The sequence below is a fragment of the Pseudomonas sp. 5P_5.1_Bac1 genome, from assembly GCF_025466015.1.
In the GTDB taxonomy this organism is placed as follows: Bacteria; Pseudomonadota; Gammaproteobacteria; order Pseudomonadales; family Pseudomonadaceae; genus Aquipseudomonas.
The window spans coordinates 114,244-140,597 of sequence record NZ_JANLNX010000108.1; the positions used below are offsets into that span (position 1 = coordinate 114,244).

A 26,354-nucleotide genomic window follows, 5' to 3' on the forward strand; every position below is an offset into this window, starting at 1 on the left:
GTTGCGGTTTGCATGTCAGATCGAAAACCTGAACCATAAGACAAAAAAATCAACCCAATTCTGCCGCCCGGACCCTACAGATGAATCATTCAGCCTCAACAACCGACCAACAGCGCTTCCGCAAGCTGCTGGTGCGCAATATCAGCCTGCCCCTCGGGGTCGGCCTGTTGAGTGCCGTGGTGTTTGTCACGGTAATCGCCTACCTGCTCTCGGTCATCCAGTGGGTCGGCCACACCGACCGGGTGATCAACAACGCCAACGAGTCGCTGAAGCTGTCCATCGACATGGAAACCGGCATGCGGGGCTACCTGCTCACGGGCGACGAGCATTTTCTCGATCCCTACGAACTGGCCAAGCCACGGATCAGCGCGCAGATGAAGACCCTGCGCGAGCTGGTGGCGGACAACCCGACACAGATCGATCGCCTCGGCCGCCTGGAAGCGCTGCAGGCCGAGTGGGACATCTTCGCCCGGGAGATGATCCAGTCGCGCCGCGGTGGCGGTGACTACCGCTCGGATATCGAGGCCGGTCGCGGCAAGCGCCTGACCGACCAGACCCGCAAGGAATACGAAGACTTCGTCGCCCTGGAGCAGCAACTGCGGGCCAAGCGCAACGAACAGGTCAGTACCACCACCTGGGTATCCATTTCCCTGTACCTGGCGTTCATCATCCTGATCAGTGGCCTGCTGGCCTGGATTGGCCGGCGCGACCTGATCAACCTCTCCACCAGCTATCAGGAAAACCTCCAGGCCCAGGAACGTGCCACCGAGCACCTTCAACAGCAGGCCTGGATCCGCAGCGGCCAGTCGCAACTGGCCGAGCGGGTGCTGGGCCAGCAGACCCTGCCGACCCTGGGCCACAACATTTTGCAGTTCTTCTCCAACTACCTGGGCAGCGTGGTCGCCGCGCTGTACGTGCGTGACGAGCAAGGCGATCTGCACCGCGTCGCCAGCTACGGTTTCTCCCGCGAGCAGGAAGCCCGGGACCAGGTGGTCGGCTCCCACGAAGGGTTGCTGGCCGAGGCTGTCAGCCAGAGCCGTCTGATGGTGCTGGACGATGTGCCGGAAGATTACTTCAAGGTCAGCTCCGGGCTCGGCGAGGGCCTGCCGCGCAGCGTGCTGGTGATGCCGTCGAGCAACGACGGCCAGGTCAATGGCGTGCTTGAACTGGGTTTCCTGCGTCCGCTGAGTCCGCGCGATGGCGAACTGCTGGAGCGGGTCGCCAACAACCTCGGCACCTCCATCGAGAGCGCGCGTTACCGCCAGCGCCTGCAGGAAGTGCTGGCCCAGACCCAGCAACTCAACGAAGAGCTGCAGGTGCAGCAGGAAGAGCTGAAAACCGCCAACGAAGAGCTGGAAGAACAATCGCGGGTGCTCAAGGAGTCCCAGGCCTACCTGGAAACCCAGCGCGCCGAGCTTGAGCAGACCAACGAACAACTGGCCGAGCGCACCGATGCCCTGGCGTCCCAGCGCGATGCCCTGGACCACAAGAACACCGAGCTGAACGAAGCCCAGGTGCAATTGCAGGAACGCGCCGAGGAGCTGCAACGCTCCAGCAAGTACAAGTCCGAATTCCTCGCCAACATGTCCCATGAGCTGCGCACGCCGCTCAACAGCTCGCTGATCCTGGCCAAATTGCTGGCCGAGAACCCGCAGGAGAACCTCAGCGACGAGCAGGTCAAGTTCGCTGAATCGATCTACTCCGCGGGCAACGACCTGCTCAATCTGATTAACGACATCCTCGACATCGCCAAGGTCGAGGCCGGCAAACTCGACGTGCGCGCCGAAACCACCCAGGTGGCACGCCTGGCCGAGGGCCTGCGCGGCATGTTCGAGCCGTTGGCGGCGGACAAGGGGCTGGCCTTCAGCGTCTCCATCGAGCCGGATGTGCCGGCGACTCTCTACACCGACCGCCAGCGCCTGGAACAGATCCTCAAGAACCTGCTGTCCAACGCGCTGAAGTTCACCGATCGCGGCCAGGTCGGCCTGACCGTCACCCACCAGCCTGGCAGCGGCATCGTGTTCCATGTGCGCGACAGCGGCATCGGCATCGCGGCGGACCAGCAGCAACTCATCTTCGAAGCCTTCCATCAGGCCGACGGCACCACCAACCGCCGCTTTGGCGGTACCGGCCTGGGCCTGTCGATTTCCCGCGATCTGGCGCGTTTGCTTGGCGGGCAGATCCAGGTGCAGAGCGAATCGGGCAAGGGCAGCGTGTTCAGCCTGATTCTGCCGGAGGCGTACGAGCCGATCGTCGAACAGGTCGGGCCTTCGCCTATCTCGCGTCCACAGCCATTGTCCCAGCCGGTGGTGGTCGCGCCGGCGCTGATCGATCCGCTGCCGCCGACCCCGCTGGCGGCGCCGGCCAAGCGCCTGTCCTTCGAGGACGACCGGCAACTGGCACCGTTCTCCAACCGCTGCATCCTGGTGATCGAGGACGAGCCGAACTTCGCCCGCATCCTCTTCGACCTGGCCCACGAGCTGGGCTACAACTGCCTGGTGGCGCAGGCCGCCGACGACGGCTTCGAGCTGGCCGAACGCTTTATTCCCGACGCCATCCTGCTGGACATGCGCCTGCCCGACCATTCCGGGTTGACCGTGCTGCAACGGCTCAAGGAACAGGCCGCCACGCGGCACATCCCGGTGCACGTGATTTCCGTCGAGGACCGGGTCGAGACCGCCATGCACATGGGCGCCGTGGGGTATGTGGTCAAGCCGACCAGCCGCGACGAGCTGAAAACCGTGTTCGCCCGCCTGGAAGACAAGCTGACCCAGAAACTCAAGCACATCCTGCTGGTGGAAGACGACGACCTGCAGCGCGAAAGCATCGCCCGCCTGATCGGCGATGACGATGTGCAGATCACCGCCGTGGCGACCGCGCAGGAAGCGCTGGAACTGCTGCGCGAGAACATCTACGACTGCATGGTGATCGACTTCAAACTGCCGGACATGCTCGGCAACGAGCTGCTCAAGCGCATGACCATCGACGAGATCCGCGCCTTCCCGCCGGTGATCGTCTACACCGGGCGCAACCTGACCCGCGACGAAGAAACCGAACTGCTCAAGTACTCGCGCTCGATCATCATCAAGGGCGCGCGCTCGCCGGAGCGCCTGCTGGATGAAGTGACGTTGTTCCTGCACAAAGTCGAATCGACGCTGTCCCATGAACGGCAACGCATGCTCAGGACCGCGCGCAGCCGCGACAAGGTCTTCGAAGGCCGCAGGATCCTGCTGGTGGACGACGATGTGCGCAATATCTTCGCCCTGACCAGCGCCCTGGAGCACAAGGGCGCGCTGGTGGAGATCGCCCGCAACGGCCGCGAGTCCATCGAAAAACTCGAGCAGGGCGGCGATATCGACCTGGTGCTGATGGACGTGATGATGCCGGAGATGGATGGTTTCGAGGCCACCCGGCTGATCCGCAAGGACCCGCGCTGGCGCAAGCTGCCGATCATCGCGGTGACCGCCAAGGCGATGAAGGACGACCAGGAGCGTTGTCTGCAGGCCGGCGCCAATGATTACCTGGCCAAACCGATTGACCTGGACCGGCTGTTTTCCCTGATCCGTGTCTGGCTGCCGCAACTGGAGCGAATTTGACAAGCGAACGTAACACCGACATTGAAATCCGGCTGTTGATCGAGGCCATCTACCTCAAGTACAGCTACGACTTTCGCGATTACTCCGGCGCTTCGATCAAGCGCCGGATCCTGCATGCCGCGCGGCATTTCGACTGCGCGACGATCACCGCCCTGCAGGAGCGGGTGCTGCACGATCCGGGAATGTTCATGCAACTGCTGCAGTTCCTGACCATCCCGGTCAGCGAGATGTTTCGTGACCCGAGCCACTTCCTGGCCTTGCGCCGGGAGGTGGTGCCGCACCTGAAGACCTGGCCGTCGATCAAGATCTGGATCGCCGGCTGCAGCACCGGTGAAGAGGTCTATTCCATGGCCATCCTGCTGCGCGAAGAGGGCCTGCTCGAACGCACCATCATTTACGCCACCGACATCAACCCCAAGTCGCTTGAGAAGGCCAAACAGGGCATTTACTCGATGCAGTCGATGCGCGACTACGAGCAGAACTACATCGCCGCCGGCGGCCAGCGTGCCTTCAGCGACTACTACACCTGCGCCTATGGCAACGCCATTGTCGACAGCAGCCTGCGCGATAACGTTACTTTCGCCGACCACAGCCTGGCCACCGACAGCGTGTTCTCCGAGACGCAACTGGTGTCCTGCCGCAACGTGCTGATCTACTTCAACAAGGGCCTGCAGGACCGCTCTTTCGGGCTGTTCCACGAATCGCTCTGCCACCGTGGATTCCTGGTGCTGGGCAGCAAGGAAACGTTGGATTTTTCCGCCTACGCCGACCGCTTCGAAGCGCTGGTCAAGCCGGAACGGATCTACCGCAAACTATGAACAGGGCCGAAGTGATCGTCATGGGGGCCTCGGCGGGCGGCGTCAGTGCGCTGCTCTCGGTGCTGGCGCTGCTGCCGCGGGCGTTCGCGATTCCGGTGCTCTGCGTGCTGCACCTGCCGGACGACCACGAAAGCCAACTGGCCGAGGTTTTCGCCCGCCGGCTGAAGCGGCCGGTGCGCGAGGCGCGGGACAAGGAAAGCCTCGAGGCGGGGATGATCTATGTCGCCTGCCCCGGCTATCACCTGTCGCTGGAGCGTGACCGCTCGCTGTCCCTGAGCCAGGAAGAGCGGGTGCATTACTCGCGGCCCTCGATCGACATGCTCTTCGAATCCGCCGCCGACGCCGTTGGCCCGGGGCTGGTCGGCGTGCTGCTGACCGGTGCCAACGAAGACGGTGCCAGTGGTCTGGCACGAATCAGTGAGTACGGTGGTCTTACCGTCGTCCAGGACCCGGCCCAGGCTCAGGTCGCCACCATGCCAAACGCTGCGCTGGCGCTGCACCGGCCCGACCATATACTCCCTTTGAACGGCATCGGGCATCTGCTCGCCAAGCTGGAAGCACAAGAATGCTAAGCCATATCCAAGCCAAACTGCTGATCGTCGACGATCTCCCGGAGAACCTGCTGGCGCTCGAAGCGCTGATCAAGGGCAACGATCGCACGGTGTACCAGGCGAGTTCCGCCGACCAGGCGCTGTCGCTGCTGTTGGAGCACGAATTCGCCCTGGCCATCCTCGATGTACAGATGCCGGGCATGAACGGCTTCGAGCTGGCCGAACTGATGCGCGGCACGGAAAAGACCAAGCACATTCCCATCGTCTTCGTCAGCGCCGCGGCGCGCGAGATGAACTACGCCTTCAAGGGCTACGAAAGCGGCGCGGTGGATTTCCTGCACAAACCGCTGGACACCCACGCGGTGAAAAGCAAGGTCACCGTGTTCGTCGAGCTGTACCGCCAGCGCAAGGCCCTCGACCAGCAATTGCAGGCGCTGGAGCGTGGTCGCCAGGAGCAGCAACTGCTGCTGGAACAGTTGCAGGTGGCGCGCGGCGAGCTGGAGCGCGCGGTGCGCATGCGCGATGACTTCATGTCGATCGTCTCCCACGAAGTGCGCACGCCGCTCAACGGTCTGATTCTCGAAACCCAGTTGCGCAAGCTGCACCTGGCGCGGGACAACGCCGATGCCTTCACCCTGGACAAGATGCGCGCCATGGTCGAGCGCGACGAGCGCCAGATCAACAGCCTGATCCGCCTGATCGAGGACATGCTCGATGTCTCGCGGATCCGCACCGGCAAACTGTCGATACGGCCTTCGCGCTTCGACCTGGCGCAACTGGTGAGTGGCCTGGTGGAGAACTTCTCCGCCCAGGCCGCCGCCGCCGGATCGTCGATCGAGCTGGTGATCAACGACGGCGTGGAAGGCGTCTGGGATGAATTCCGCATCGAGCAGGTGATCGCCAACCTGCTCAGCAACGCCCTGCGTTATGGCGCCAAGCGCCCGGTGCATGTGCGGGTGTCGGCGAACGCGGACATGGCCTGCGTCGAGGTGCGCGACGAAGGGATTGGCATCAGCCCGGAAAACCAGCAGCGGATTTTCCAGCAGTTCGAGCGGGTCAGTTCCAACCTGAGCGTCGCCGGGCTCGGCCTCGGGCTGTACATTTCCGAGCAGATCGTCCTGGCCCATGGCGGCAGCATCGTGGTGCAAAGCGCCGAAGGCGAGGGCGCGACGTTCCGCGTCAGCCTGCCGCTGGTATGCGATATGCAGGGAAATGCTGCGGAAAACGAAAGTGATCTTCAACAGGCAACCTCTGCGTAAGCCAGGGGTCTATCAACGAACGACACCACCCGAATGAACCGAATCAAGGCGTTGGCATGAGTGAAGATGCACAAGATGTAGTACTGGTCGTCGAAGACGAGCCGGTTATCCGGATGGTCCTCAATGACTACCTGTCGGGCGAGGGTTACCGCGTCCTGCTGGCCGAGGACGGCGCGCAGGCGTTCGAGATCCTGGCCAGCAAGCCGCACCTGGACCTGATGGTCACCGACTTTCGCCTGCCGGGCGGCATTTCCGGGGTCGATATCGCCGAGCCCGCGGTCAAGCTGCGGCCTGACCTGAAAGTCATTTTCATCAGCGGCTACCCCGCGGAAATCCGCGAGTCAGGCAGCCCGATCGCGTTCCGCGCGCCGATCCTGGCCAAGCCGTTCGACCTGGACAGCCTGCGCGAGCAGATTCAGCGATTGCTCCGCTAGCGTCAGGCGATTCATACGAATTAAGGGAAATTTTCCTGCATCCCGTCTTTCAGCGGGATGATCCGATCGGTTCCTTGTTTTCTCGACACAGGAACCGTCATGAATCCGTCCACACCCGCCGACCCTCACGCGATCACCTTGCACCTGGGGCTGTTCTTCGACGGCACCGGGCTCAATCTGCACAACCACGAGCAAGGCGCCGTCTCCGGCAACACCTCGGGCAGCTACGTCACCGGCAAGAGCAATGTGGCGCGGTTGTTCGAGTTGTATCCGCAACAGGCGCGGCTCGGCCTCGAACCGGGACAGACGCGGGCGGCGATGGCGCTGTACGTCGAAGGGGCGGGCACCCGGCGCGGCGCGGCGGATTCGCTGCTGGGCCAGGCCACCGGCCGCCATGAACAGGGCGTGCGGGCGCTGCTGGAGCCGCTTCCCGTGCGCATCAGCGGACTGATCGAGCTATTCACCCAGCACAATCCCGGGCGCGGGATTCGCGCTGTCGAAGTCGATCTGTTCGGCTTCAGTCGCGGTGCGGCGGCGGCTCGGCATTTCGCCAACGGGCTGGCGGGTATCTGTCCCGACTGTCCGCCGCTACTCAATTTCATCGGCCTGTTCGACACCGTGGCCGGGATCTGGGCGCCGCTCAAAGGCAACTTCAGCGCCGCCAACAGCGACTACGACGGGCTGCAACTCGGCCTGCGCGCCGGACTGGCGCGGCAGGTCGTGCAACTGGTGGCGGCCGACGAGCGCCGGGTGAATTTCCCGCTGGTGGCCAGCGACAACGACCTGCCGCTGCCGGGCTCGCACACTGACATCGGCGGCGGCTACTTGCCGGACGAGCAGGAACGACTGCGCCTGGCGCGCCCGTTCAGCAGCCTGGAAGCGCGGCACCTGCCCGAGCGCCAAAGCCGTGCGTGGTTGCAGGCCAGTCAATGCCTGGAGCAGCAGCGCGGGCAGTGGGAGGCGCAGGGGTTCGAACTGAGCATCGACCTTCACAGCAGCGACCAGCCTTTCTTGCCCAAGCGCGACCTCCAGCGTGAGAAACGCGTGGCAGCGCAGGTCGTGGGGACGCGGCGGGTACGGGGGGAGTTGTCGCTGGTGTACCTGAGGCTGATGCATGCCTTGGCCGTGCGCGCTGGCGTGCCGCTGGCGCCTGTGCCGGACTGCGCCGAACTCAGGCTGCCCACGGAATTGCACGGAATTGCCGCGAAACTGCAGGCCTATGGTCTCGGCCAGACGGCGGCGCATGGGCTGGATGAGCGCGAAATCGCCTTGTTGCGACGCCGCTACATCCACCGTTCCGCGCACTGGAACGCCCCGTTGCACTCGAACAGCCCCTTGCTCGACGGGTTGTTCGTCCATCGGCCTGACGCCGAGGGGCAGCGGGTCATTCACCCGAATCGATGACACTCACGCCGCAGAACTGATGCATTCCGGCAGCGTGCGTTCGATGGCGCCCAGCAGCATGCTCTCCATCAACGCCAGGCGCTGGGCCTGGGGCAATGGCGAATGTTGCAGCCAGCCCGGCAGGCTGTTGAGCATGCAGGCGACGACATGCGCCGCAGCCTCCAGGGCCGGGCCGGTGAGGCTGGTGGAAGGGGCGATCGCGCGCAGCAGGTGGCTCTCGTACTGCCGGCGCATTTGCGCGATGTGCGCCTGTTGCTCATCGCTCAGGCAACAGAGGTCGCGTTCGGCGAGGCGGAAATGCAGCGGCCGTTCCGCGTGCAGCGCCCAGTGCGCCCGGATCACCGCGGACAGGCGCACGTTGATGGGCTTGCCCCGGCCGGCCGGATGCAGGGTGGCAAGCAGCTCTTCGAACAGTTCTTCGATCAGGTCGAACAACAGGTGCTGCTTGCTCGGGAAATGGTGGTAAAGCGAGCCGGCGGTGAGGCCCACATGGGCAGCCAGCTCGCGCATGCTGACCTGGCCGAACCCCTTGGCGGCGAACAGTTCGAGAGCCTTGTCGCGACGGTCTTCGTAATCGGCGCAGCGTTCGGCACAGGTCTTGGGCATGGTGGCTTACTCGTACGTGTGGAAACCGCGACCGCTCTTGCGGCCCAGGTAGCCGGCCGCGACCATCTCCTTGAGCAGCGGGGCGGGGCGGTATTTGCTGTCATTGAAGCCCTCGTGGAAGGCCTCCATGATCGCCAGCAGAGTGTCCAGGCCGATGAGGTCGGCCAGCGCCAGCGGGCCGATCGGCTGGTTGCAGCCCAGGCGCATGCCGGTGTCGATGTCCACGGCGCTGGCCAGGCCTTCCTGCAGGACGAAGATCGCTTCGTTGATCATCGGCACCAGGATGCGGTTGACCACGAAGCCTGGGCGGTTGCCGGCGGTGATGGCGGTCTTGCCGACCTTGCCGGTCAGTTCCATGGCCGTGGCGTAGGTCGCGTCGCTGGTTTGCAGACCGCGGATCACCTCGACCAGCGCCATCATCGGCACCGGGTTGAAGAAGTGCACGCCGATAAACCGCTGCGGCGCGCTGATGGCCGCGCCCAGTTGGGTCACCGACAGCGATGAGGTGTTGGTGGCGATCACGCACTGTTCACTGACGTTGGCCGCGACCTGCTGGAGGATGCGTTTTTTCAGCTCGAGGTTTTCGGTCGCCGCTTCGATCACCAACTGCGCGTCGTTGAGCGCGGCGTAGTCGGTGCTGGTGCGGATGCGGGTGACCGCGGCTTCGGCCTGGGCCGCTTCCAGGGTCTGCTTGCTGACCTGGCGATCGAGGTTCTTGCGCAGGGTCGCCACGCCACGCTCCAGCGCGGCGTCGGAGACATCGATCAGGGTGACCTGGTAACCGGCCACGGCGCAGACCTGCGCGATGCCGTTGCCCATGGTCCCGGCGCCGATCACGGCGATGTTTTCAAGCGTCATCTTCATGGTTTCCTTCAAGCCCGTTCGAACAGCACGGCGATGCCTTGGCCGCCGCCGATGCACATGGTCGCCAGCGCGTAGCGGCCTTTGATGCGTTGCAATTCATGGATCGCCTTGGTGGCGATGATCACGCCGGTAGCGCCCACCGGGTGGCCGAGGGAAATGCCCGAACCGTTGGGGTTGACCTTTTCCGGGTCGAAGCCCAGTTGCTGGGACACCGCGCAGGCCTGGGCGGCAAAGGCTTCGTTGGATTCGATGACGTCCAGGTCGGACACCTTCAGGCCGGCTTTTTCCAGGACCTTGCGGGTCGCCGGCACCGGGCCCAGGCCCATCAGTTCCGGCTCGACACCGGCGTGGGCGTAAGCCACCAGGCGGGCCAGCGGCTTCAGGCCCTGGCGCTTGACCATCTCACCGGTGGCCAGCACCAGCGCGCCGGCGCCATCGTTCAGGCCGCTGGCGTTGCCGGCGGTGACGGTGCCGTCTTTCTTGAACGCGGTTTTCATTGCGGCCAGTTGTTCGCTGCTGACGTCGCCGCGCACGTGCTCGTCCACCTTGAACTGCACCGGGCCTTTGCGGCCGGGGATTTCGATCGGCACGATCTGGCTGTCGAAGCGGCCTTCGGCAATGGCGCGGGCGGCGCGTTGCTGGCTGGTGATCGCGACTTCATCCTGCATGGTGCGGGTGATGCCGTTCTTCTCGGCAACGTTCTCCGCGGTGATGCCCATGTGGAAGCCTTCGAACGGGTCGTGCAGGATGCCGAGCATGTAGTCGATGCTCTTCATGTCGCCCATGCGCGCGCCCCAGCGGGCTTGGGTCAGCAGGTACGGGCCGCGGCTCATGGATTCGGCGCCGGCGGCAATCACCGCTTCGGCTTCGCCCAGCAGCAGGGTCTGCGCCGCCGAAACGATGGCCTGCAGGCCGGAACCGCACAGGCGGTTGACGTTGAAAGCGGGGGTTTCCTTGGGGATGCCGGCGTTCATCGCGGCGACCCGGCCCAGGTAGGCATCGCGGGCTTCGGTAGGGATCACGTTGCCCATCACGACGTGGCCGATCTGCTCGGGGGCGACGCCGGAGCGCTCGATGGCGGCGCGGGTGACCTGGGTCGCCAGGTCCGCCAGTGGCAGGTCCTTGAGCGAACCGCCGAAGGTGCCAATGGCCGAGCGCACGGCGCTGACTACGTAGATATCGTTGTTGTTCATGATCGACTCCAATGGGCGAAGACGTGGCGTGGAGCCACGTGGCTCTGAGAGAATGACGCCCGGCCACGCCCGGGGTGTGTCGAGTCTAGGCACTGGGGGCGTTCGGGCCTATGCCTTAAGTGCCCAGCCGGGCTGTTACTTTTTGCCATGCCGTCGAGGTCAATGCGGAAGCTGTCATGCGGGAAAACGATTCGGTCGCGATGTACTTCGTCCATATCATGCTCTACAGCCTGCGCGACCAGCCCGCGCGGGCCGCGGCGCTGTTGCAGCAGTCCGGCATCGATCCGGTGCTGATCCACGAACTCAACGCCCGCGTGCCGGCCTCGGCCTTCGCCCGGCTGTGGCTGATCCTTATCGAAGCGCTGGACGACGAATTTTTCAACCTCGACAGCCACGGCATGCCGCTGGGCAGCTTCGCGCTGATCTGCCGCGGCTTGATCCAGGAGCCGAACCTGGAGAAAGCGCTGCGCCAGTGCCTGGGCAACTTCGGCCTGTTCCTGCGGGACATGCGCGGCACCCTGACCCTGCGCGGACAACGCGCGGTGATCAGCCTGCACTCGCGCATCGACGACCCGCAGCGGCGCGTCTATGCCGAGGAAACCTTGCTGGTGCTGGTGATCAGCCTGCTGTGCTGGCTGGGCGGACGGCGTATCGCCATTGATCGCACTGAACTGAGCGATGCGCGGGTAGCACTGGACGACGATGCGCTGTTGTGGGGGCCGAACCTGCAGATCGGCACCGGCCGCACCGAAGTGGAATTCTCCGCCGACTACCTGAAATTGCCGGTGGTGCAGGACCTTGGCGCGCTGAAGACCTTCCTGCGCAGTGCGCCGCAAGGGCTGGTGGTGCGTTACCGCAACCAGAACGGCCTGGCGGCGCGGGTCTATCGGTATTTGCGCCTACGCCAGTACGGCGAATGGCCGACCCTGCTGGGCCTGGCCGGGCAAGTGGGGCTGAGCCCCAGCAGCTTCCGCCGGCAACTGGAGCGCGAAGGCTGCTCGTTCCAGCAGATCAAGGACGAAGTGCGCCAGGCCATGGCCTTCGAATGCCTGCGCGACAGCGACCTCAGCGTCGCCGAGATCGCCGAGCAGACCGGCTTCCAGGAGCCCAGCGCGTTTCACCGGGCGTTCAAGAAATGGACGGGGGAGAGCCCTGGCAGCTATCGCCAGCGCCTGCGGCCGGCTTAGGCCGGAACCATCGCAAAGCCCACGCCGAAGCGGTTCCAGGCATTGATGGTGGCGATGGCCAGGGTCAGGTTGACCACTTCGGTTTCACTGAAATGCTCCAGCAGCGCCGTGTACTGGTGTTGCGGCGCATGTTTTTCCGGCAGCCGGGTCAGGCTCTCGGTCCAGGCCAGCGCGGCTTGCTCGCGAGGCGTGAAGTAGGCGGTGTCGGCCCAGACACTCAGGGTCTGCAGCCGGGCTTCGGTTTCGCCGGCCTTGCGCGCGTCATTGGCGTGCATGTTCACGCAGTAGGCGCAGCCATTGATCTGCGAGGCGCGCAGGCGGATCAACTCCAGCAGCGAGTTCTCCAGCCCGGATTTGGCCAGGGCCTGCTCCAGGCCGATCATGGCTTTGTAGGCTTCGGGTGCGTGTTTGGCCCATTCGATGCGGGTGGTCATGCTGGTAGCTCCGTTGTGGTTCCGCGACAGCGCGGGATGGAGCACACCTTAATCGGCGAGAGGCGGGTTTCAGATAGCCAATTTCGGGATTTGTGGGGAGGCCAATCGGGTTGCCGCAATCCGCTTCACCCTCGGCCCCGCGCTTCACCCAGGCCCATCAACAAATCCCGTAACGCCAGCCCATCCCCATCCAGCCCTGGCCTGGCATACAGGGCCAGTTCCAGCCCGTCCACCGGCGGAAAACCTTCGTCTTCGCTCAGTTTCCGGTGATCCGGCAGCACGCAGCGGCTGGGGATCAGGCTGACGCCCAAGCCCGCGCTGACCGCGGCGCCGAGGCTGGCCAGGCTGGTGCTGGAGTAGCTGATTCGCCAGGGTCGGCCGGCGCTTTCCAAGGCGTGGATCATTTCCTGGCGGTACAGCGCGCCCACCGGGAACACCACCAGCGGCAACGGGTCGTGGGCGACCATGCCGCGGGCGCTGCACACCCAGGACAACGGCTCCGGCCAGCGCGCGTGGCAGTCGCGGTCGGCGCCCCACTGCTTGACCAGCAGCACGTCCAGCTCGCCGTTGCGGTAAAGGTGCAGCAGGGGATTGCTCAGGCCGCTCTCGACTTCGAGGCGCAGGTGCGGGCGTTCGCCGATAAAGCCGCGCAGGGCTTCGGTCAGCAACTCGCCGGCAAGGTCTTCCGGCGCGCCGAGGCGCAGTGCGGTCTGGGTCTGGGTGGGGTTGAGCGCCAGGCGTGCTTCTTCTTCCAGGCGCAGGATGCGCCGCGCATAGCCCAGCAGTCGCTCGCCCGCCTCGGTGGGCCAGACCTGGCGCTGACTGCGGTCGAGCAGGCGGCTGCCGAGGCTCTGTTCCAGGCGGATGATCTGTTGGCTGACGGTGGATTGGGTCAGGTGCAGGCGGTCACCGGCGCGGGTGAAGTTGCCGGTTTCCACCACGGTGACGAAGGCGCGGAGCAGGAGGGGGTCAAGCATTCACAAGTCCACTGGTATGCATGAAATGAATTAATTTCATGCTACACCGCTGGCTCGGGATAATCGCGGCTCAATCGACAGAGGGAATGCCATGCGCCCGAACCGAACCCGCAAACAGCCCTGGCGCGGCGTGCTCGCCGGCCTCGGGCTGGCCGCCAGTAGCGTCGCTTGCGCTGATCTGCCGCAAGCGGTCGTCAGCGGTGACCGTCAGCAACTGCAGACGCTGCTGCGCTCCGGCGCCGCCGTGGACCAGCGTGATGCTCGCGGCAACACCGCGCTGCTGCTGGCCACCGCGCGCAACGACCTCGATGCCGCTCGCCAGTTGATCGAGGCCGGTGCCGACGTCAACGCCAAAAATGCCATCCACGACAGCCCCTACCTGCTGGCCGGGGCCGAGGGTCACCTGGAGATTCTCGAACTGACCCTGGCCCACGGCGCCGACCTGAAGAGCACCAACCGCTACGGCGGCACCGCGCTGATTCCCGCCTGCGAGCGCGGTCATGTGGCGGTGGTGGCGCGTTTGCTCAAGGCCGGTGTCAACCCCGACCACATCAACAACCTCGGCTGGACCGGCCTGCTCGAAGCCATCCTGCTCAGCGACGGCGGGCCGGATCATCAGGCCATCGTCACGCTGCTGATCGACGCCGGCGCGAAGGTGAACCTGGCCGACCGCAATGGCGTCACCCCGCTGCAACACGCCCGCGAGCGCGGCCAGCAGGCGATTGTCGAGCGGTTGCTGGCTGCCGGCGCCCACTGAAATCACCGAGGAATTTCCGATGAGTAACGACGCGTTCATGCGTGAAGCCCTGGCCCTGGCCCGGGAAAATATCCAGGCCGGTGGCCGGCCATTCGCCGCGGTGCTGGTGCGTGACGGGCAGGTAATCGCCCGCGCGGTCAACGAAATCCATTGCACCCAGGACCCCACCGCCCACGCCGAAATGCAGGCGATCCGCCTGGCCAGCCGGCAGTTGGGGCCGCGTCTGGACGGATGCGAGGTCTACGCCACGGGCCATCCGTGCCCGATGTGCCTGGCCGCCATGCATTTGTGCGGGATCGAGCGGGCCTGGTTCGCCTACAGCAACGAGGAGGGCGAGCCCTACGGCCTGTCCACCGCCGCGGTCTACGCGCAGATGGCCCGCCCGCCGCAACAGCAGTCGTTGCCGTTGCGTCCGCTGAAACCGGAGGGCGAGGACGGGCTGTACGGCCTCTGGCAGCAGGTGCGCCCGGCATGACCGAGGCCTCGTCGCGCTGGCGTAGCGCCGCGCTGTTGCTGCTGGTGGTCGCGGTGACCGTCAACCTGCGGCCGATCCTCACCAGCATCGGTCCGCTATTGGAAGACATCCGCAGCGGCACCGGCATCGGCTACCAGCAGGCCGCGTTGCTGACGGCATTGCCGGTGTTGTGCATGGGCCTGGTGCCGTTGTTGCAGCCGTGGTTGCGCCGTTGGCTGAGCGAGCAGGGCGGTTTGTTGCTGGGCCTGGGCGCCATTGGCCTGGCCTGTTTCTGGCGCCTGTTGCTGGGCAGCGGCACGGAGCTGATCGCCAGTGCGGTGCTGGCCGGGCTTGGCGTGGCCTTCGTCCAGGCGCTGATGCCGGGGTTGGTCAATCGCTGGTTCTCCCGGCGGCTGGCGCTGGCGATGGGCGTGTATTCGGCGGCCTTGATGAGCGGTGGCGGGCTGGCCGCGGTGCTCGGGCCGCGGGTCGCCGAGCATTTCGGACACTGGCAGGCGGGGCTGGGCGTGTGGCTGTTGCCGGTGTTGCTGGCGTTGCTCCTGCTCGGGTTGGTCGGGCCGAAACTGGAAGCCGCCGCCGGCCGCGGCGGGAATGGCGGCGGACACTTCTTCGGCAACCGTCGGGCCTGGCTGCTGGCGATTTACTTCGGCCTGATCAATGGCGGCTACACCAGCATGGTGGCCTGGCTGCCGGCCTACTATCAGCAGGTCGGCGGCAGCGCACGCGGCGGTGGAGAACTGGTGGGTCTGATGACGATCTTCCAGGTGCTCGGCGCGCTCGGTTTGCCGCTGCTGTTGCGCCGGTTGGCGGACCGCCGCCCCGGCCTGTGGCTGGCGCTGCTCGCGCAGTTAATCGGATTTGCCGGCCTGTTGCTGGACCCCGCGTTGTCACCCGGTTTGTGGGTCGGCCTGATCGGTTTCGGGCTCGGCGCCTGCTTCAGCCTGAGCCTGACGCTCACCCTCGAACACTGCAAAGACCCACGCCAGGCCGGCGGGCTGGCGGCGTTCGTCCAGGGCATCGGTTTTATCATCACCGGGCTGGTGCCGTACCTGACGGGGTGGCTGCGGGATATCAGCGGCGATTTCCAGGCGTCGTGGACACTGCTGACCGTCACCGTGGTGCTGATGCTGTTGGTCACCGGGCGCTTCGCGCCGAATGGCTACACCGCGGCGATGAAGGTCACGGCGAGCCCGGCCAGCGCCGTCAACTGAGGTGCTGCAGGGTGTCGCGCACCCGGTCCAGCGCCGGGTCGATATCCAGCAGCTCGATGGCGCCGAAACCCAGTAGCAGGCCGTGGCGCGGCGTTGCCTCGGTGAAGAACGGCGCGATGGAATACAGCCCGACTTCTACCTTGCGCGCCAGGGCAATCAGAAAATCCACGTCCAGCTCGCCCTTGGCCAGCGCGCTCAGGTGATAGCCCGCGGTGGTGGGCACCGCTTCGAACCACGGGCTGAGGTCGCCTTGCAAGCGTTGCAGGATGCGTTCGCGGCGCGCCGCGTACAGGTCGTGGCAGCGACGGATGTGCTTGAGCAGATGGCCCTCGCTGATAAAGCGGGCCAGGGCCCACTGGCTCAGGGTCGAGGTGTGCCAGTCGCTCAACTGCTTGGCGATGCGTACCGGCTCCAGCAGCGCCGGCGGCAGGATGGCGTAGCCCAGGCGCAGTTCCGGCAGCACGGTCTTGGAGAAGGTGCCGACATAGGCCACCAGGCCGTGTTCATCGAGGCTCTGCAGGGCGTCGGTGGGCCGGCCTTCGTAGCGGAACTCGCTGTCGTAATCGTCCTCGATGATCACCGCGCCCAGTTCGGCGGCCCGGGCCAGCAGGGCGCGACGGCGCGGCAGGCTCATCGGCATGCCCAGCGGAAACTGGTGCGAGGGCGTGACGTAGATCAGCCGGACACCGGCGTCGATCCGCTCCACGCAAAGGCCTTCGGCATCCACCGGCACATGCTGGATGCGCGCGCCGAGGGCTTCGAACAGGTGCCGCGCCGGCGGATAACCGGGATCTTCCATTGCCACCGTGCAGCCCGGCTCGATCAGCACCCGGGCGATCAGGTCGAGGGCCTGCTGCGCGCCGTTGCACACCAGCACATCGGCGCCGCTGCAATGCACGCCACGAGCAAAAGCGATGTGCCGGGCGATGGCTTCGCGCAGTTCGGGCAAGCCTTGAGCATTGCTGTAGCGGGTGTCGGTGCGCTGGCACTGGCGCAGCGCATGCAGGCTGCACTGGCGCCAGGCGTCGAACGGGAAATGGGCCTTGCTCGACGCCCCACCGATAAAGTCGTAGCGCGACGGTTGCGCCAGCGCTGGGCGACCCATGGGAATGCCACGGGCGCGCCAACGGGCCAGGCTGTCCTCGCCGGCCAGCGGTGTGGCGGTCGGCGCGGGCGCGGCGCTGGTCAGTTGCGGGGTGATGAAGGTGCCGCGGCCGACCTGGCCGCTGAGCAGGTTGTCGTAGGTCAACCGCGAATAGGCCTCGGCCACGGTCTTGCGTGACACGCCCAATTGCTCCGCCAGCAGCCGCGTGGGCGGCAGTTGCGTGCCGGCGGCCAGCCGTCCGCTGTCGATACCGTCGCGCAGTTGCTGGTAAAGCTGGTCGGCCAGGCCTTTGCGGCCATGCAGGACGATATGCAGTTCCATGGGGAATGGCTTGTCGGGGCAGGGAGCGCAGGTTAACCGATTTGTTGCCGTTGATCCCCCCGGGCGACGGAATCCGCGGTCTGCGCCCACACTCAAAGGGTTGCATCGGTTCTCATCGCGTTGCTCATGCAACGAGGAGATTCACCATGAAAGTGCATTTGTTGCTGTCGCTTGGCCTGTTGTTCGCGGCTGCCGCCCAGGCACAGGATGTCGCCACCGATTACCACTACGGCATGCGTCTCGACGTCGCCAGAGTGCTGAGCATGACCGAGCCGGTCACCGAGGAGTGTCAGGTGATCAGGGCTGCCATGACCTACCTGGACTCGTCCGGGCAGGAGCACACGCTGCGGTATCTGAAGCTGGCCGAGGTGTGCTCCGATCAGGGGTAAGTCAGTTCCAGACCCTTAGCGCAGCTGCTCCAGCAGCGCACTCAACCGCCCAATCCCCGTGTCATCCAGCGGGAACACCGGCGCGCGCGGCGCGCCGCAATCCAGCCCGTCCAGCTTCAGGCCAGCCTTGATCGTCGCCGGCAAACCTCCCTTGAGGATGAACTCCAGCAATGGCAACTGCTTGTAGAACAAGGCCCGCGCCTGTTCCAGGTCGTTGTCCAGCACCGCCTGGTACAACTGCTGGTTCAGCGCCGGGATCAGGTTGGGAGCGGCGGTGCACCAGCCGCTGGCGCCGGCGATGAAGGCTTCCAGGGCCAGCGGGTTGCAGCCGTTGTAGAACGGCACCTGGCCTTCGCCGAGCTGGTGCAGGGCGTGCATGCGCTGGATGTCGCCGCTGCTCTCCTTGACCATGGTCACGTTCTCCACCGCCGCGACAATGCGCAGGATCAACGGCACGGACATATCGGTGCCGCTGGTGGCGGGGTTGTTGTAGAGCATGATCGGGATGCCGATGCTGTCGCCGATGCGCTGGTAATGCCGGAGGATTTCCGCCTCGCTGAGCTTCCAGTAGGCCGCCGGCAGGACCATCACGGCGTCGGCGCCCTGTGCTTCGGCGAAGCGCGCACGGCGGATGGCGTTGGCGGTGGTCAGGTCGGAGACGCTGACGATGGTCGGCACGCGCCGGTCGATATGGGCCAGGCTGAATTCAGCGACCTGGCTCCACTCGCGGTCATTCAGGTAGGCGCCTTCACCGGTGCTGCCCAGCGGGGCGATGGATTGCACGCCGCCATCGATCAGGCGGTCGATGGACTGACCGAGGGCGGCGAGGTCGGGTTGCTCGCCGTCGGCGCTGAACGGGGTGACGGTGTAGCCGATGATGCCGTGAAAAGTCGTGGACATGAAACGTACTCCAGAAAGGGCTCAGTTCAGGCAGTCGGCGTGCTGGCGCAGGCTTTGCCGGGCGAAATAGTTGAAAGCGGCGCCGTGGCGCTTGGGCCGGTCGATCCAGTCATGGGCCTCGCGGCCAAGGGCCGGGTCGATGGGCTTGATGGTCCCGGCGGACATGGCCAGCAGTTGCAACTGCGCCGCGCGCTCGATCAGGTTGGCGGTGACGCAGGCCTGTTCGATATCGGCTCCGGTAGACAACTGTCCGTGGTGCGTCAGCAGGATGGCGCGCTTGTCGCCCAGCGCGGCGGCGATGATCTCACCTTCTTCGTTGCCCACCGGCACGCCCGGCCAGCTTTCGAGAAAAGCGCAATCGTCATACAGCGGGCAGACGTCCATGTGCGACACCTGCAGCGGCACTTCCAGCATCGACAGCGCCGCGACGTGGGTCGGGTGCGTGTGAATGATGCAGTTGACGTCCGGGCGGGCGCGGTACAGCCAACTGTGGAAGCGGTTGGCCGGGTTGGCCATGCCTTGGCCTTCGAGCACTTCCAGGTCCTCGTTGACCAGCAGCAGGTTGCTGGCGCTGATCTCGTCGAAACCCAGGCCCAGTTGCTGGGTGTAGAAGGTGCCGGGCTGCGGGCCACGGGCGCTGATCTGCCCGGCCAGGCCGGAATCATGGCCGCGGTCGAAGAGAATGCGACAGGTCAGGGCCAGCTTTTCTCGTACAGTCCACGTATTATCGGCAAGCGAGCCTTGCATCCGCGCAAGGGCCTGCTGGACCAGTTGGTCCTTGGGCAGTGCCATTGTGTTGGCCATTCGGGTGTCCTCGGGTGGTGTGATGAAGCGTCATGGCTTGCCCGTCCCGGTTGCCTGGAAAGTGAGCGGGGCGGTCAGTCGAATGACACAGCAAAGGCTATATGACACAAAGTGTCATAGGCAAGGGAAAAGTTGCCCAACGAACTGGAATCAAGCGCGGCGCATGTCTATCCGATTGAAATTATTGAGAAAAAAACTTGGCGTGACCCTTGAGGTGCTGGCCGAAAAATCCGGCATGACCAAGAGTTACCTGTCCAAGGTCGAGCGCGGCCTGAACACGCCGTCCATCGCCGCGGCGCTGAAACTGGCGCGGGCGCTGAACGTCAATGTCGAGGAACTGTTCGCCGAAGATGCTCCGCACCAGGCCCGCTACAGCCTGGTTCGCCAGGGCGAGCGCCAGTCGCTCTCGGGCAGTTCCCAGGGGCCGGGCTATGCGGTGTTGGCCAACCAGATCGGCCAGCGCAGCCTGTTGCCGTTCCTGATCAGCCCGCCGCCGGACTTCAGCGATTCCACGTTCAAGGAGCACCTGGGCGAGGAATTCCTGTTCGTCCATGAAGGCCGGGTCGAGGTCGATTTCATGACCGAACGGGTTGTGCTGGAACGCGGCGATGCCTTGTATTTCAACGCCCAGACCCCCCATCGCCTGCGCTCGCTGGGTGAAGTGCAGGCGCAGTTGCTGGTGGTGGTGCACGACGCCGGGTAGCGGTTCCCTGTCCGTGTGTGGCGGGTTGGCGCGTTAGCATCGCGGCCTTCCCCAGGCCCTCACGGACGATCCCCATGGCGCACCCTTCGCGGGATTACACCCGCCTGCTCAATACCCTGATCGACCAACGTATTGCCGAGGCCGGTCGGCGCAGCCCGTGGTTCCACATGACCCCCGGCGAGCGCGCCGACTACCTGGCCGAAGTCGACCGGCGCCTGCTGGAAATGCAGCGCACGACCCTCAATATCCTCGCCGCGCAGTACTACACCACGCAGGACAAACCCCGCGCCATCGACGAGCACCTGGACCTTTTGCGGCGTTATCGTGCGCAACTGGACCGGCAGGAAGCCACGCCCGCGCGTGATGATTACGGCCGTCGGCTGGACGGCGAAATTCTGCTCTACGTGCGCCAGCAAGCGGCCATGCAAGGCTTCGAACAGGCCTGGCGCAAGGCGCTGAAACTGCTGGTCGCCGGCAATGGCCTGGCGGTGCCGTGTCAGGGGCTGCTGGTGCGCTTGCAGCGTCTCGGCCATCTGGCTCAGCGCAAGCTGGACGCGCAGGTTGTGCCAGGCGAGCAGCGAACCCAGCTGTTCGCTCGCGCCCAGGGCTGGCAGACGGTGACCGAGCGCTATCGCGCCGTGCTCGAAGCGCCGCTGAGCGCGCGGCCAGCGGCCCTGGCGGCGCTGGAGGAGATCCCGGCGGCTTCGGATGAGTTGCCGGTCAACCTGTCGCTGCTGTTGATGGAGGAGCGCCCCGGCTATGTCCGTCTGAACGTCGCGCTGGTGGACCCGAGCGACGACGGCCGCTTCAAGGACCTGTACCTGGACCACGGCAAGCTGGTGGTGCAGGCCAACGGGGTGATGAACTTTTCGTTCGGCACCACCGACCGCTCCCTGTCCTGGCAGCAGCAGTACCGGCTCAAGCACGAGCCTGCGCACGCGCGCTCGCCGACCTTCGCGCCGATCCGCTCGGTGCTGGTCCGCACCGGGTTCGTGGTCGACCTGCTGGGGCTTTATCTGGTGTCCGAGCAGACCCTGCGCAAAGGCTTTCTGGTGCAGGTGCTGAACCAGGGCGCGCGGATCCGTGTGCTCAATGTCGACCGCAAGGTGCCCAACCAGGTGGCCATGCAGGTCTTCAACGAGCGGCGCACGGGGCATCAGGTGCGCAACGTGGATCTGCCTCATGCCCTGAGTGAACTGCTTGATCGTTACGCCGATATCAGCAGCTTCCAGACCATTGCTCTGGAAAGTTACGCCCGCACGCATTACGACCCGGATCGCGATGGCACGTTTGTCAGCCTTCGTCAGTGGGAGCAGGCGCTGGGCTTTGGTGAACGTCTGTACCTGCTGGAACTGCACCGAGATGGCCGGTTTCTGGCAGCGACCCCCTTCGCCGCGGTGACCGAAAAGGGCAGTCACCTGCTCAGCGTCTCCGAGCTGCGTCGAGTCTGGGTGCAAAACGGATTGTTCTTCCTCCGGCTTGAACAGTTGCGCGAGAGGGGCAGGGAGGCCTGCCCATGGTTCCGCTATCCGCTCGAACACGCGGCGTTCTGCGCGCAGTGGCTGCGCCTGCTCGAGCGCAATCACCTGACCCCGGGCGGGATCCTGACGGCGCCGGAAGTGGTGCGCGACAGCCTGCGGGATATCAAGGGCAATCACCTGGGCAAGGTGCTCTGGGAGCGGGCTTTTGCCCACTGCGTATGGCACTGGCCGCCGCTGGAAACCTTGTTGTTTGGTCTGGGGGAAAACCTTGTCCAGCAGGGGCTGGCGAAATTGCTGGGAGATGCCTACCTGCAGGCAACCGTGGGCCGTGCCGGGCAGTTGCTGGGCGCACTGCTGGAACCGATGGGCTACCGGGTAAAGGCGCTGACGTTATTGCGCCTGTTATTGCTGGGCGAAACGGCGCTGACCGATGCCGATTCAGCGCTGTGCGCCCGCGCCGGGACGTTGTTGGACAGTAACGCGGGCCGCGCGCTTCGCCGGCAGGCGGTGTGCCAGGTACTGGTGTCCCTCGCCCGTCACTCCGATCAGTCGTATGCACCGGTCAACAGCCACCCGCCGCTGGGAGACGGCCCTTGGTCGGGCCGGCGCGGAGCGGTTGATCCTTACCTGATCCTCAACAGCCGCTCCGAGCTGACGGACGACGATTGGCTGATCGCCGAGGACAAATACCGCGGCTACCATCAGTTCGTGCCCGAGCCGGACAGCCTCGCGAGCCGCTATATGGAGTCGTTGGACAGCCCCTTCGTCGCCGGTATCAGTCCGATTTGCGCGGTGCTGAGCGGGGAGTTACCGCAATGGTTCGGTCGTGTGCCCGCGCCGGAGGATTATTGGCGGTTCCAGTTGGCGATCAGCGCTTTCCTGTTGCGCAACGGTCATCACGGGTTTTTCGAGACAATCTACGTGGCCGCGCGCTACGAGCCTCCGTGGCCGGGCGCGATTGGCGTTCTATTGCTCGCGCTGTTCGACCGTTGCCGCGAACCCGCTACGGGCAGTGGCGCGCTCTATCAAGGCGCCATGGCGCTGATCCTGCCGCTGGTCAACCGCGACATCGAGCCTTCGCGACAACTGAAAGTGGCCCGCTTCGGGCTGTTCGGTCCGCAAGCCGCTGGAGAGCAGGACTGACGGGTGTTAGGCTTCTGTGCGTGTTTTCGTACGGTTACTCGGGAGTTTTTTGATGAGCAGCATTTCGCACTTCTGGCGTGATCCAGCGCTGCCCTTCATCGAAGCCCGTGGCGTCGCCGATGGCCGCAAAGTCTGCTATGCCCGACACTCCCACGAAGGCTTTTCCATCGGTGCCATCACTGCCGGGTGCAGCACTTACTTCGATGGCCAGCGCTGGCACGAAATCGAGACCGGTACGGTGGTCATGATGAATCCGGGGGTGGTCCACGCCTGCAACCCGATTGCCGACCAGCCTTGGTCCTACCTGATGCTGTATGTCGACATGCCCTGGCTGCGCGGTCTTGGTTTCAAGCCGCTGGCCCGCACCCTGAGCACTGCGCCAGGGCTGTATCAAGCCTTGACCGGGCTCTACGCACAACTGATCGACAACCAACTGGACAGCGAGCACAAGCGCATCGCCGCCGAAGCGTTTTTCAGTCAGCTGCGTGCCCAGGTGCAGGCCGCACCGGCGTTGGCGGGGCAGGGCAACGAACGCCTTGAACGGGCGGCGTGCTATATCCGCCAGCACTGCACCGAACCGCTGAAGCTGGAAGACATCGGCGAGGCGGCGGGGCTATCCACTTCCTACCTGATCCGCGCGTTCAAGCAGCATTATGGAATGACGCCCCACGGTTACCTGCTCGATCACCGCGTGCGTTATGCCCGCGCCCAGTTGCGCCAGGGCCGGCTGATCGCCGAGGTGGCGCACGAGGCGGGTTTCGCCGACCAGGCGCACCTGCAACGCGCGTTCAAGCACCATCTGGCGGCCACGCCCGGGCACTATCGCTCAGCCCAGTAACAGGTACAGCGCGCTGGCCACCAGCAACAAGGCCAGGGCGCGGTTGAACAGGCGCATGCGCCGCGGGTTGTCGAGGTAGCGCCGAATCACCGTCCCGGCCCAGGCCCAGCAGCCCACCGACAGGTAGCAGATCACCAGATAGATCAACGTGAACTGCCACAGCAGCGCCGTTTCGCCTTGCCCGACGAACGCCCCGACCCCGGCCACGCAGGCCAGCCACGCCTTGGGATTGAGCCATTGCATCAGCGCGCCGTAGGCCATGCTTGGCGGCTTGCCGGGGCTGCCATCGCCGAGGCTGCCGTCATCGGCGGCCAGTTTCCAGGCCATGTACAGCAAAAACAGAATGCCGGCCCAGCGCAGCACCTCGGTCAGCCCCGGCCACTCCCGCAGCACCGCATGCAGGCCGTAGCCCACCAGCAACAGCAGCAGACAGAAGCCCAGGGTGGCACCGCTGACATGCCGCATGGCCGGGCGCAGCCCATGCTGGGCGCCGGCGGCGAGGGCGACCAGGTTGACCGGGCCGGGGGAAATGGAAGCGGCCAGCGCAAAGGCGGCCATGGACAGCAACAGGCTCATGCAGCGTCTCTCTTGTCAGTGAAGAAAGTCAGGAGCCTATCGGGCGGTCGTTGGCGGGTATTGAAGAAAACTGCCCTGTTGCACCGTTATGTCTCAGTGCCGGGGCCTGAGGCGTGCGATGGCGGCACGGTCCCCCGGCTTTTCTTGTCGATTGCAGGTAACAGGGCGTATAAACTGCACCCCTTTGCCGGTCGCTTCCTGAACCGGCCGTTGAAACAAGAGAGTCGATATGGGCGCACAGTGGAAAGCCAAACATAAAGAACAAGCTGCCAATGCCAAAGGCAAGGTCATGGGCAAGCTGGCCAAGGAAATTCAGATCGCCGCGCGCAGCGGCGCCGACCCGGACATGAACGCCCGTCTGCGTCTGGTGATCGAGCAGGCCAAGAAAGCCTCCATGACCCGCGAGACCCTGGAACGCGCGATCAAGAAAGGCGCGGGCCTGCTGGGCGAGCAGGTGCAGTACCACGCGGTGAAGTACGAAGGTTTCGCGCCGCACCAGGTGCCGCTGATCGTCGAGTGCCTGACCGACAACATCAACCGCACCGTCGCTGAAGTCCGCGTGTTGTTCCGCAAGGGTCAACTGGGCGCCGAGGGTTCGGTGTCGTGGGACTTCAACCACGTCGGCCTGATCGAAGCCACCCCGGACAGCGCAGACGCTGACCCGGAAATGGCCGCCATCGAAGCCGGCGCCCAGGATTTCGAACCGGCTGATGAGGGCGCGACCCTGTTCATCACCGAAACCACCGACCTGGACAGCGTGCAGAAAGCCCTGCCGGAGCAGGGTTTCACCGTGATTTCGGCGAAAATCGGCTACACCCCGAAAAACCCGGTCAGCGCTGCCAGCCTGAGCGAAGAGGCTCTGGCTGAGGTCGAGGCGTTCCTCGAGGCGATCGATAACCACGATGATGTGCAGAACGTCTATGTGGGCCTGACGGCTTGAGTCGAGCCTATCGCTGAACAAAGGCCGCTTGATGCGGCCTTTTTGTTGCGGTTGTCAGGCAGGCCCCCAGCGCGCTGCTATTTCCCGAGCCTCACCACCACCTCGGCAAACCCCGGTCGCCGACACACCTCAGCCCGCACACAATCGCTCTGCAACGCCCTCAACAGCGGCAAATCCCCGTCACAACGCTCCAGCAACTCCCCAAGCAACACCCCAAACGCCCGCACCTCAATGCGCTCCAGCGCCGCCGCCGCGCTGCCGCCATCCAGCGGATGGAACGACGCCGCGCCAAAATCCCCCAGCAAGCTGTGCCCGTGCTCATCGCAAAGGATGTTGTGCGCGTACAAATCACCGTGGCTCAGCCCGCGCTGGTGCAGGTGCGCCGCGACCGAAGCGATGGCCGACACGAGCCGGCGTACGCCCTGTGGCTCAAGGCGGCGTTCGGCGGGGTAACTATCCCGCGTGCAGCTTTGTAGGCTGGGCGGGCCGGCGAGGCTGAACCAGGCCGGGTCGATCAGTTCCATCACCAGCGCGGGAAGCTGCTGCGGATGGTTGTCGATGCGCCCCAGCAGTGGAATCAGGTGCGGATGCTGGCCGGCAGCGATGCAGGCGTTCATCTCGTCCAGCGGCGTGCCGTCGCTGGTGATCTCGCCTTTGTAGAGTTTCACCGCCACGGCGCTGGCGTGTCCGTTGAGCCGCGCACGATGAATCACCCCGGACGCGCCCTGGCCAAGCACTTGTTCCAGCGTGATGTCCTGCCAGTCCAGCCGGGCGCAGTGCCCGTCCACTGCGGGCGGGCGATAGCCCTCGGGCAGCGGGTTGCCGGCATAGGCCAGCCACGCCAGGTTGGGCAGGCCCAGTAGCCATTCCGGGAGCTGTTCCAGGCGGTTGGCGGCGACCCTTACCAATTCGAGTTTTTTACAGCGGGCGAGGCTGGCCGGCAGGCTGCGCAGGCGGTTGCCGGAAAGCATGAGCTTTTGCAGCTCGACGCAATCACCGAGGGCTTCGGGCAACTGCTCCAGGCGGTTGTCGGTCAGCACCAGCGAGCGCAACCGCGGCGGCAGCGCAGCGGCAGGGACGTCCTCGATAAGGTTGCTCTTGACGCCGACCACTTCCAGGCTGGCGCACTGGCCGATGCCGACGGGCAGTTGGCTCAAGCGATTCTCTGAACAAAACAGCACCTTCAGTTTGTGCAACCTGCCGAGGTCGTCGGGCAGGTCGGTCAGGGCGTTGCCGGTCAGGTTGAGGACTTCGAGGCTGTCGGCCAGCGCGAAGATTTCCTCCGGGAACCGCTCAAGGCCACAGGCCAGGTCGAGGCGAGTAATACCTGCCAGACGGCCGGCTTTGAGGTCTTCAAGAGTGTGCATGGACAGGGTCGTCAGTCAAAA

The 26,354-nt window shown here is 65.0% G+C and carries 25 protein-coding genes; 15 read left to right on the forward strand and 10 right to left on the reverse strand.

The window, feature by feature from the left end; all coding sequences use genetic code 11:
* Positions 1–80 precede the first annotated feature (80 nt).
* The 6 genes from NTD82_RS23845 (at position 81) to NTD82_RS23870 (ending at position 8,062) form a co-directional block, all read left to right on the forward strand.
* A complete protein-coding gene (locus NTD82_RS23845; RefSeq protein ID WP_262130535.1) occupies positions 81–3,596 on the forward strand; it encodes a response regulator in 3,516 nt (1,171 codons plus the stop codon).
* Positions 3,593–4,414: a CheR family methyltransferase gene (locus NTD82_RS23850; RefSeq protein WP_095153732.1), complete on the forward strand. Its 822-nt coding sequence runs from the start codon at positions 3,593–3,595 to the stop codon at positions 4,412–4,414. The genes NTD82_RS23845 and NTD82_RS23850 overlap by 4 nt, the downstream gene beginning before the upstream one ends.
* A complete protein-coding gene (locus tag NTD82_RS23855) occupies positions 4,411–4,986 on the forward strand; it encodes a chemotaxis protein CheB (RefSeq protein WP_095153731.1) in 576 nt (191 codons plus the stop codon). The genes NTD82_RS23850 and NTD82_RS23855 overlap by 4 nt, the downstream gene beginning before the upstream one ends.
* A complete protein-coding gene (locus NTD82_RS23860) occupies positions 4,980–6,224 on the forward strand; it encodes a hybrid sensor histidine kinase/response regulator (RefSeq protein WP_095153730.1) in 1,245 nt (414 codons plus the stop codon). The genes NTD82_RS23855 and NTD82_RS23860 overlap by 7 nt, the downstream gene beginning before the upstream one ends.
* Before the next feature lie 56 nt (positions 6,225–6,280).
* Positions 6,281–6,658: a response regulator gene (locus NTD82_RS23865; protein ID WP_095153729.1), complete on the forward strand. Its 378-nt coding sequence runs from the start codon at positions 6,281–6,283 to the stop codon at positions 6,656–6,658.
* A gap of 99 nt (positions 6,659–6,757) precedes the next feature.
* Positions 6,758–8,062, forward strand: coding sequence for a T6SS phospholipase effector Tle1-like catalytic domain-containing protein (locus NTD82_RS23870; RefSeq protein WP_262130536.1), 1,305 nt, complete (start codon positions 6,758–6,760; stop codon positions 8,060–8,062).
* A 3-nt stretch (positions 8,063–8,065) separates the two neighbouring features.
* On the opposite strand, the gene NTD82_RS23875 is transcribed toward NTD82_RS23870, so the two are convergent.
* Genes NTD82_RS23875 through NTD82_RS23885 form a run of 3 tightly spaced genes read right to left on the reverse strand, consistent with a single transcriptional unit; the run spans position 8,066 to position 10,725 of the window.
* Positions 8,066–8,668, reverse strand: coding sequence for a TetR/AcrR family transcriptional regulator (locus NTD82_RS23875; protein WP_262130537.1), 603 nt, complete (start codon positions 8,666–8,668; stop codon positions 8,066–8,068).
* 6 nt (positions 8,669–8,674) lie between these two features.
* Complete coding sequence (locus tag NTD82_RS23880) at positions 8,675–9,526, reverse strand: 3-hydroxybutyryl-CoA dehydrogenase (protein ID WP_095153726.1); 852 nt, start codon at positions 9,524–9,526, stop codon at positions 8,675–8,677.
* 14 nt (positions 9,527–9,540) lie between these two features.
* Positions 9,541–10,725, reverse strand: a complete 1,185-nt coding sequence (locus NTD82_RS23885) for an acetyl-CoA C-acyltransferase family protein (protein WP_262130538.1) — start codon at positions 10,723–10,725, stop codon at positions 9,541–9,543.
* Between the two features lie 176 nt (positions 10,726–10,901).
* Here NTD82_RS23885 and NTD82_RS23890 point away from each other — a divergent pair, with 176 nt between their 5' ends.
* Positions 10,902–11,912, forward strand: a complete 1,011-nt coding sequence (locus NTD82_RS23890) for an AraC family transcriptional regulator (protein ID WP_095153724.1) — start codon at positions 10,902–10,904, stop codon at positions 11,910–11,912.
* Here NTD82_RS23890 and NTD82_RS23895 read toward each other — a convergent pair.
* Positions 11,909–12,346, reverse strand: a complete 438-nt coding sequence (locus tag NTD82_RS23895) for a carboxymuconolactone decarboxylase family protein (RefSeq protein ID WP_095153723.1) — start codon at positions 12,344–12,346, stop codon at positions 11,909–11,911. The two genes, NTD82_RS23890 and NTD82_RS23895, sit on opposite strands and share 4 nt — an antisense overlap.
* Positions 12,347–12,471: 125 nt before the next feature.
* On the reverse strand, positions 12,472–13,323 hold the full coding sequence (locus NTD82_RS23900; RefSeq protein ID WP_262130539.1) for a LysR substrate-binding domain-containing protein: 852 nt from the start codon (positions 13,321–13,323) through the stop codon (positions 12,472–12,474).
* A gap of 91 nt (positions 13,324–13,414) precedes the next feature.
* Here NTD82_RS23900 and NTD82_RS23905 point away from each other — a divergent pair, with 91 nt between their 5' ends.
* The 3 genes from NTD82_RS23905 to NTD82_RS23915 are packed head-to-tail and all read left to right on the forward strand — an operon-like array spanning position 13,415 to position 15,766.
* Complete coding sequence (locus tag NTD82_RS23905) at positions 13,415–14,080, forward strand: ankyrin repeat domain-containing protein (protein WP_410017081.1); 666 nt, start codon at positions 13,415–13,417, stop codon at positions 14,078–14,080.
* Positions 14,081–14,099: 19 nt separating this feature from the next.
* On the forward strand, positions 14,100–14,555 hold the full coding sequence (locus NTD82_RS23910) for a nucleoside deaminase (RefSeq protein ID WP_262130540.1): 456 nt from the start codon (positions 14,100–14,102) through the stop codon (positions 14,553–14,555).
* A complete protein-coding gene (locus tag NTD82_RS23915; RefSeq protein ID WP_262130541.1) occupies positions 14,552–15,766 on the forward strand; it encodes a cyanate transporter in 1,215 nt (404 codons plus the stop codon). The genes NTD82_RS23910 and NTD82_RS23915 overlap by 4 nt, the downstream gene beginning before the upstream one ends.
* Here the strand turns inward: NTD82_RS23915 and NTD82_RS23920 are convergent.
* Positions 15,759–17,192 carry a PLP-dependent aminotransferase family protein gene (locus NTD82_RS23920; RefSeq protein ID WP_262130542.1) on the reverse strand — a complete coding sequence of 478 codons (1,434 nt, stop codon included), beginning with the start codon at positions 17,190–17,192 and terminating at the stop codon, positions 15,759–15,761. The two genes, NTD82_RS23915 and NTD82_RS23920, sit on opposite strands and share 8 nt — an antisense overlap.
* Before the next feature lie 146 nt (positions 17,193–17,338).
* Between NTD82_RS23920 and NTD82_RS23925 the strand changes: the two genes are divergently transcribed.
* Positions 17,339–17,581: a DUF2790 domain-containing protein gene (locus NTD82_RS23925; protein ID WP_262130543.1), complete on the forward strand. Its 243-nt coding sequence runs from the start codon at positions 17,339–17,341 to the stop codon at positions 17,579–17,581.
* 15 nt (positions 17,582–17,596) lie between these two features.
* Here the strand turns inward: NTD82_RS23925 and NTD82_RS23930 are convergent, their stop codons facing one another.
* Both NTD82_RS23930 and NTD82_RS23935 read right to left on the reverse strand, forming a co-directional pair.
* On the reverse strand, positions 17,597–18,481 hold the full coding sequence (locus tag NTD82_RS23930) for a dihydrodipicolinate synthase family protein (protein WP_262130545.1): 885 nt from the start codon (positions 18,479–18,481) through the stop codon (positions 17,597–17,599).
* Positions 18,482–18,502: 21 nt separating this feature from the next.
* Positions 18,503–19,285: an aldolase gene (locus NTD82_RS23935; RefSeq protein WP_095153715.1), complete on the reverse strand. Its 783-nt coding sequence runs from the start codon at positions 19,283–19,285 to the stop codon at positions 18,503–18,505.
* A gap of 163 nt (positions 19,286–19,448) precedes the next feature.
* Between NTD82_RS23935 and NTD82_RS23940 the strand changes: the two genes are divergently transcribed.
* The 3 genes from NTD82_RS23940 (at position 19,449) to NTD82_RS23950 (ending at position 23,450) form a co-directional block, all read left to right on the forward strand.
* Positions 19,449–19,988, forward strand: coding sequence for a helix-turn-helix domain-containing protein (locus tag NTD82_RS23940; protein ID WP_262130546.1), 540 nt, complete (start codon positions 19,449–19,451; stop codon positions 19,986–19,988).
* Between the two features lie 74 nt (positions 19,989–20,062).
* Positions 20,063–22,612: a hypothetical protein gene (locus NTD82_RS23945; protein WP_262130547.1), complete on the forward strand. Its 2,550-nt coding sequence runs from the start codon at positions 20,063–20,065 to the stop codon at positions 22,610–22,612.
* 52 nt (positions 22,613–22,664) lie between these two features.
* Entirely contained in the window at positions 22,665–23,450 is a 786-nt protein-coding gene (locus tag NTD82_RS23950; protein WP_262130548.1) for an AraC family transcriptional regulator, read from the forward strand.
* On the opposite strand, the gene NTD82_RS23955 is transcribed toward NTD82_RS23950, so the two are convergent.
* The gene (locus NTD82_RS23955; protein WP_262130549.1) at positions 23,439–24,026 is read right to left on the reverse strand and encodes a LysE family translocator; all 588 of its coding nucleotides are present in this window, start codon (positions 24,024–24,026) and stop codon (positions 23,439–23,441) included. The two genes, NTD82_RS23950 and NTD82_RS23955, sit on opposite strands and share 12 nt — an antisense overlap.
* Before the next feature lie 229 nt (positions 24,027–24,255).
* Here NTD82_RS23955 and NTD82_RS23960 point away from each other — a divergent pair, with 229 nt between their 5' ends.
* Entirely contained in the window at positions 24,256–24,966 is a 711-nt protein-coding gene (locus NTD82_RS23960) for a YebC/PmpR family DNA-binding transcriptional regulator (RefSeq protein ID WP_262130550.1), read from the forward strand.
* Between the two features lie 77 nt (positions 24,967–25,043).
* Here the strand turns inward: NTD82_RS23960 and NTD82_RS23965 are convergent, their stop codons facing one another.
* The gene (locus tag NTD82_RS23965; protein ID WP_262130551.1) at positions 25,044–26,333 is read right to left on the reverse strand and encodes a leucine-rich repeat-containing protein kinase family protein; all 1,290 of its coding nucleotides are present in this window, start codon (positions 26,331–26,333) and stop codon (positions 25,044–25,046) included.
* Positions 26,334–26,354 lie beyond the last annotated feature (21 nt).

Bases quoted from the DNA above. Each gene is read 5' to 3' on its own strand.
- NTD82_RS23845 (WP_262130535.1), top strand. From the start codon at position 81: ATGAATCATTCAGCCTCAACAACCGACCAACAGCGCTTCCGCAAGCTG.
- NTD82_RS23855 (WP_095153731.1), top strand. From the start codon at position 4,411: ATGAACAGGGCCGAAGTGATCGTCATGGGGGCCTCGGCGGGCGGCGTC.
- NTD82_RS23860 (WP_095153730.1), top strand. From the start codon at position 4,980: ATGCTAAGCCATATCCAAGCCAAACTGCTGATCGTCGACGATCTCCCG.
- NTD82_RS23865 (WP_095153729.1), top strand. From the start codon at position 6,281: ATGAGTGAAGATGCACAAGATGTAGTACTGGTCGTCGAAGACGAGCCG.
- NTD82_RS23870 (WP_262130536.1), top strand. From the start codon at position 6,758: ATGAATCCGTCCACACCCGCCGACCCTCACGCGATCACCTTGCACCTG.
- NTD82_RS23875 (WP_262130537.1), bottom strand. From the start codon at position 8,668: ATGCCCAAGACCTGTGCCGAACGCTGCGCCGATTACGAAGACCGTCGC.
- NTD82_RS23880 (WP_095153726.1), bottom strand. From the start codon at position 9,526: ATGACGCTTGAAAACATCGCCGTGATCGGCGCCGGGACCATGGGCAAC.
- NTD82_RS23885 (WP_262130538.1), bottom strand. From the start codon at position 10,725: ATGAACAACAACGATATCTACGTAGTCAGCGCCGTGCGCTCGGCCATT.
- NTD82_RS23890 (WP_095153724.1), top strand. From the start codon at position 10,902: ATGCGGGAAAACGATTCGGTCGCGATGTACTTCGTCCATATCATGCTC.
- NTD82_RS23895 (WP_095153723.1), bottom strand. From the start codon at position 12,346: ATGACCACCCGCATCGAATGGGCCAAACACGCACCCGAAGCCTACAAA.
- NTD82_RS23900 (WP_262130539.1), bottom strand. From the start codon at position 13,323: ATGCTTGACCCCCTCCTGCTCCGCGCCTTCGTCACCGTGGTGGAAACC.
- NTD82_RS23905 (WP_410017081.1), top strand. From the start codon at position 13,415: ATGCGCCCGAACCGAACCCGCAAACAGCCCTGGCGCGGCGTGCTCGCC.
- NTD82_RS23910 (WP_262130540.1), top strand. From the start codon at position 14,100: ATGAGTAACGACGCGTTCATGCGTGAAGCCCTGGCCCTGGCCCGGGAA.
- NTD82_RS23915 (WP_262130541.1), top strand. From the start codon at position 14,552: ATGACCGAGGCCTCGTCGCGCTGGCGTAGCGCCGCGCTGTTGCTGCTG.
- NTD82_RS23920 (WP_262130542.1), bottom strand. From the start codon at position 17,192: ATGGAACTGCATATCGTCCTGCATGGCCGCAAAGGCCTGGCCGACCAG.
- NTD82_RS23925 (WP_262130543.1), top strand. From the start codon at position 17,339: ATGAAAGTGCATTTGTTGCTGTCGCTTGGCCTGTTGTTCGCGGCTGCC.
- NTD82_RS23930 (WP_262130545.1), bottom strand. From the start codon at position 18,481: ATGTCCACGACTTTTCACGGCATCATCGGCTACACCGTCACCCCGTTC.
- NTD82_RS23935 (WP_095153715.1), bottom strand. From the start codon at position 19,285: ATGGCCAACACAATGGCACTGCCCAAGGACCAACTGGTCCAGCAGGCC.
- NTD82_RS23940 (WP_262130546.1), top strand. From the start codon at position 19,449: ATGTCTATCCGATTGAAATTATTGAGAAAAAAACTTGGCGTGACCCTT.
- NTD82_RS23945 (WP_262130547.1), top strand. From the start codon at position 20,063: ATGGCGCACCCTTCGCGGGATTACACCCGCCTGCTCAATACCCTGATC.
- NTD82_RS23950 (WP_262130548.1), top strand. From the start codon at position 22,665: ATGAGCAGCATTTCGCACTTCTGGCGTGATCCAGCGCTGCCCTTCATC.
- NTD82_RS23955 (WP_262130549.1), bottom strand. From the start codon at position 24,026: ATGAGCCTGTTGCTGTCCATGGCCGCCTTTGCGCTGGCCGCTTCCATT.
- NTD82_RS23960 (WP_262130550.1), top strand. From the start codon at position 24,256: ATGGGCGCACAGTGGAAAGCCAAACATAAAGAACAAGCTGCCAATGCC.
- NTD82_RS23965 (WP_262130551.1), bottom strand. From the start codon at position 26,333: ATGCACACTCTTGAAGACCTCAAAGCCGGCCGTCTGGCAGGTATTACT.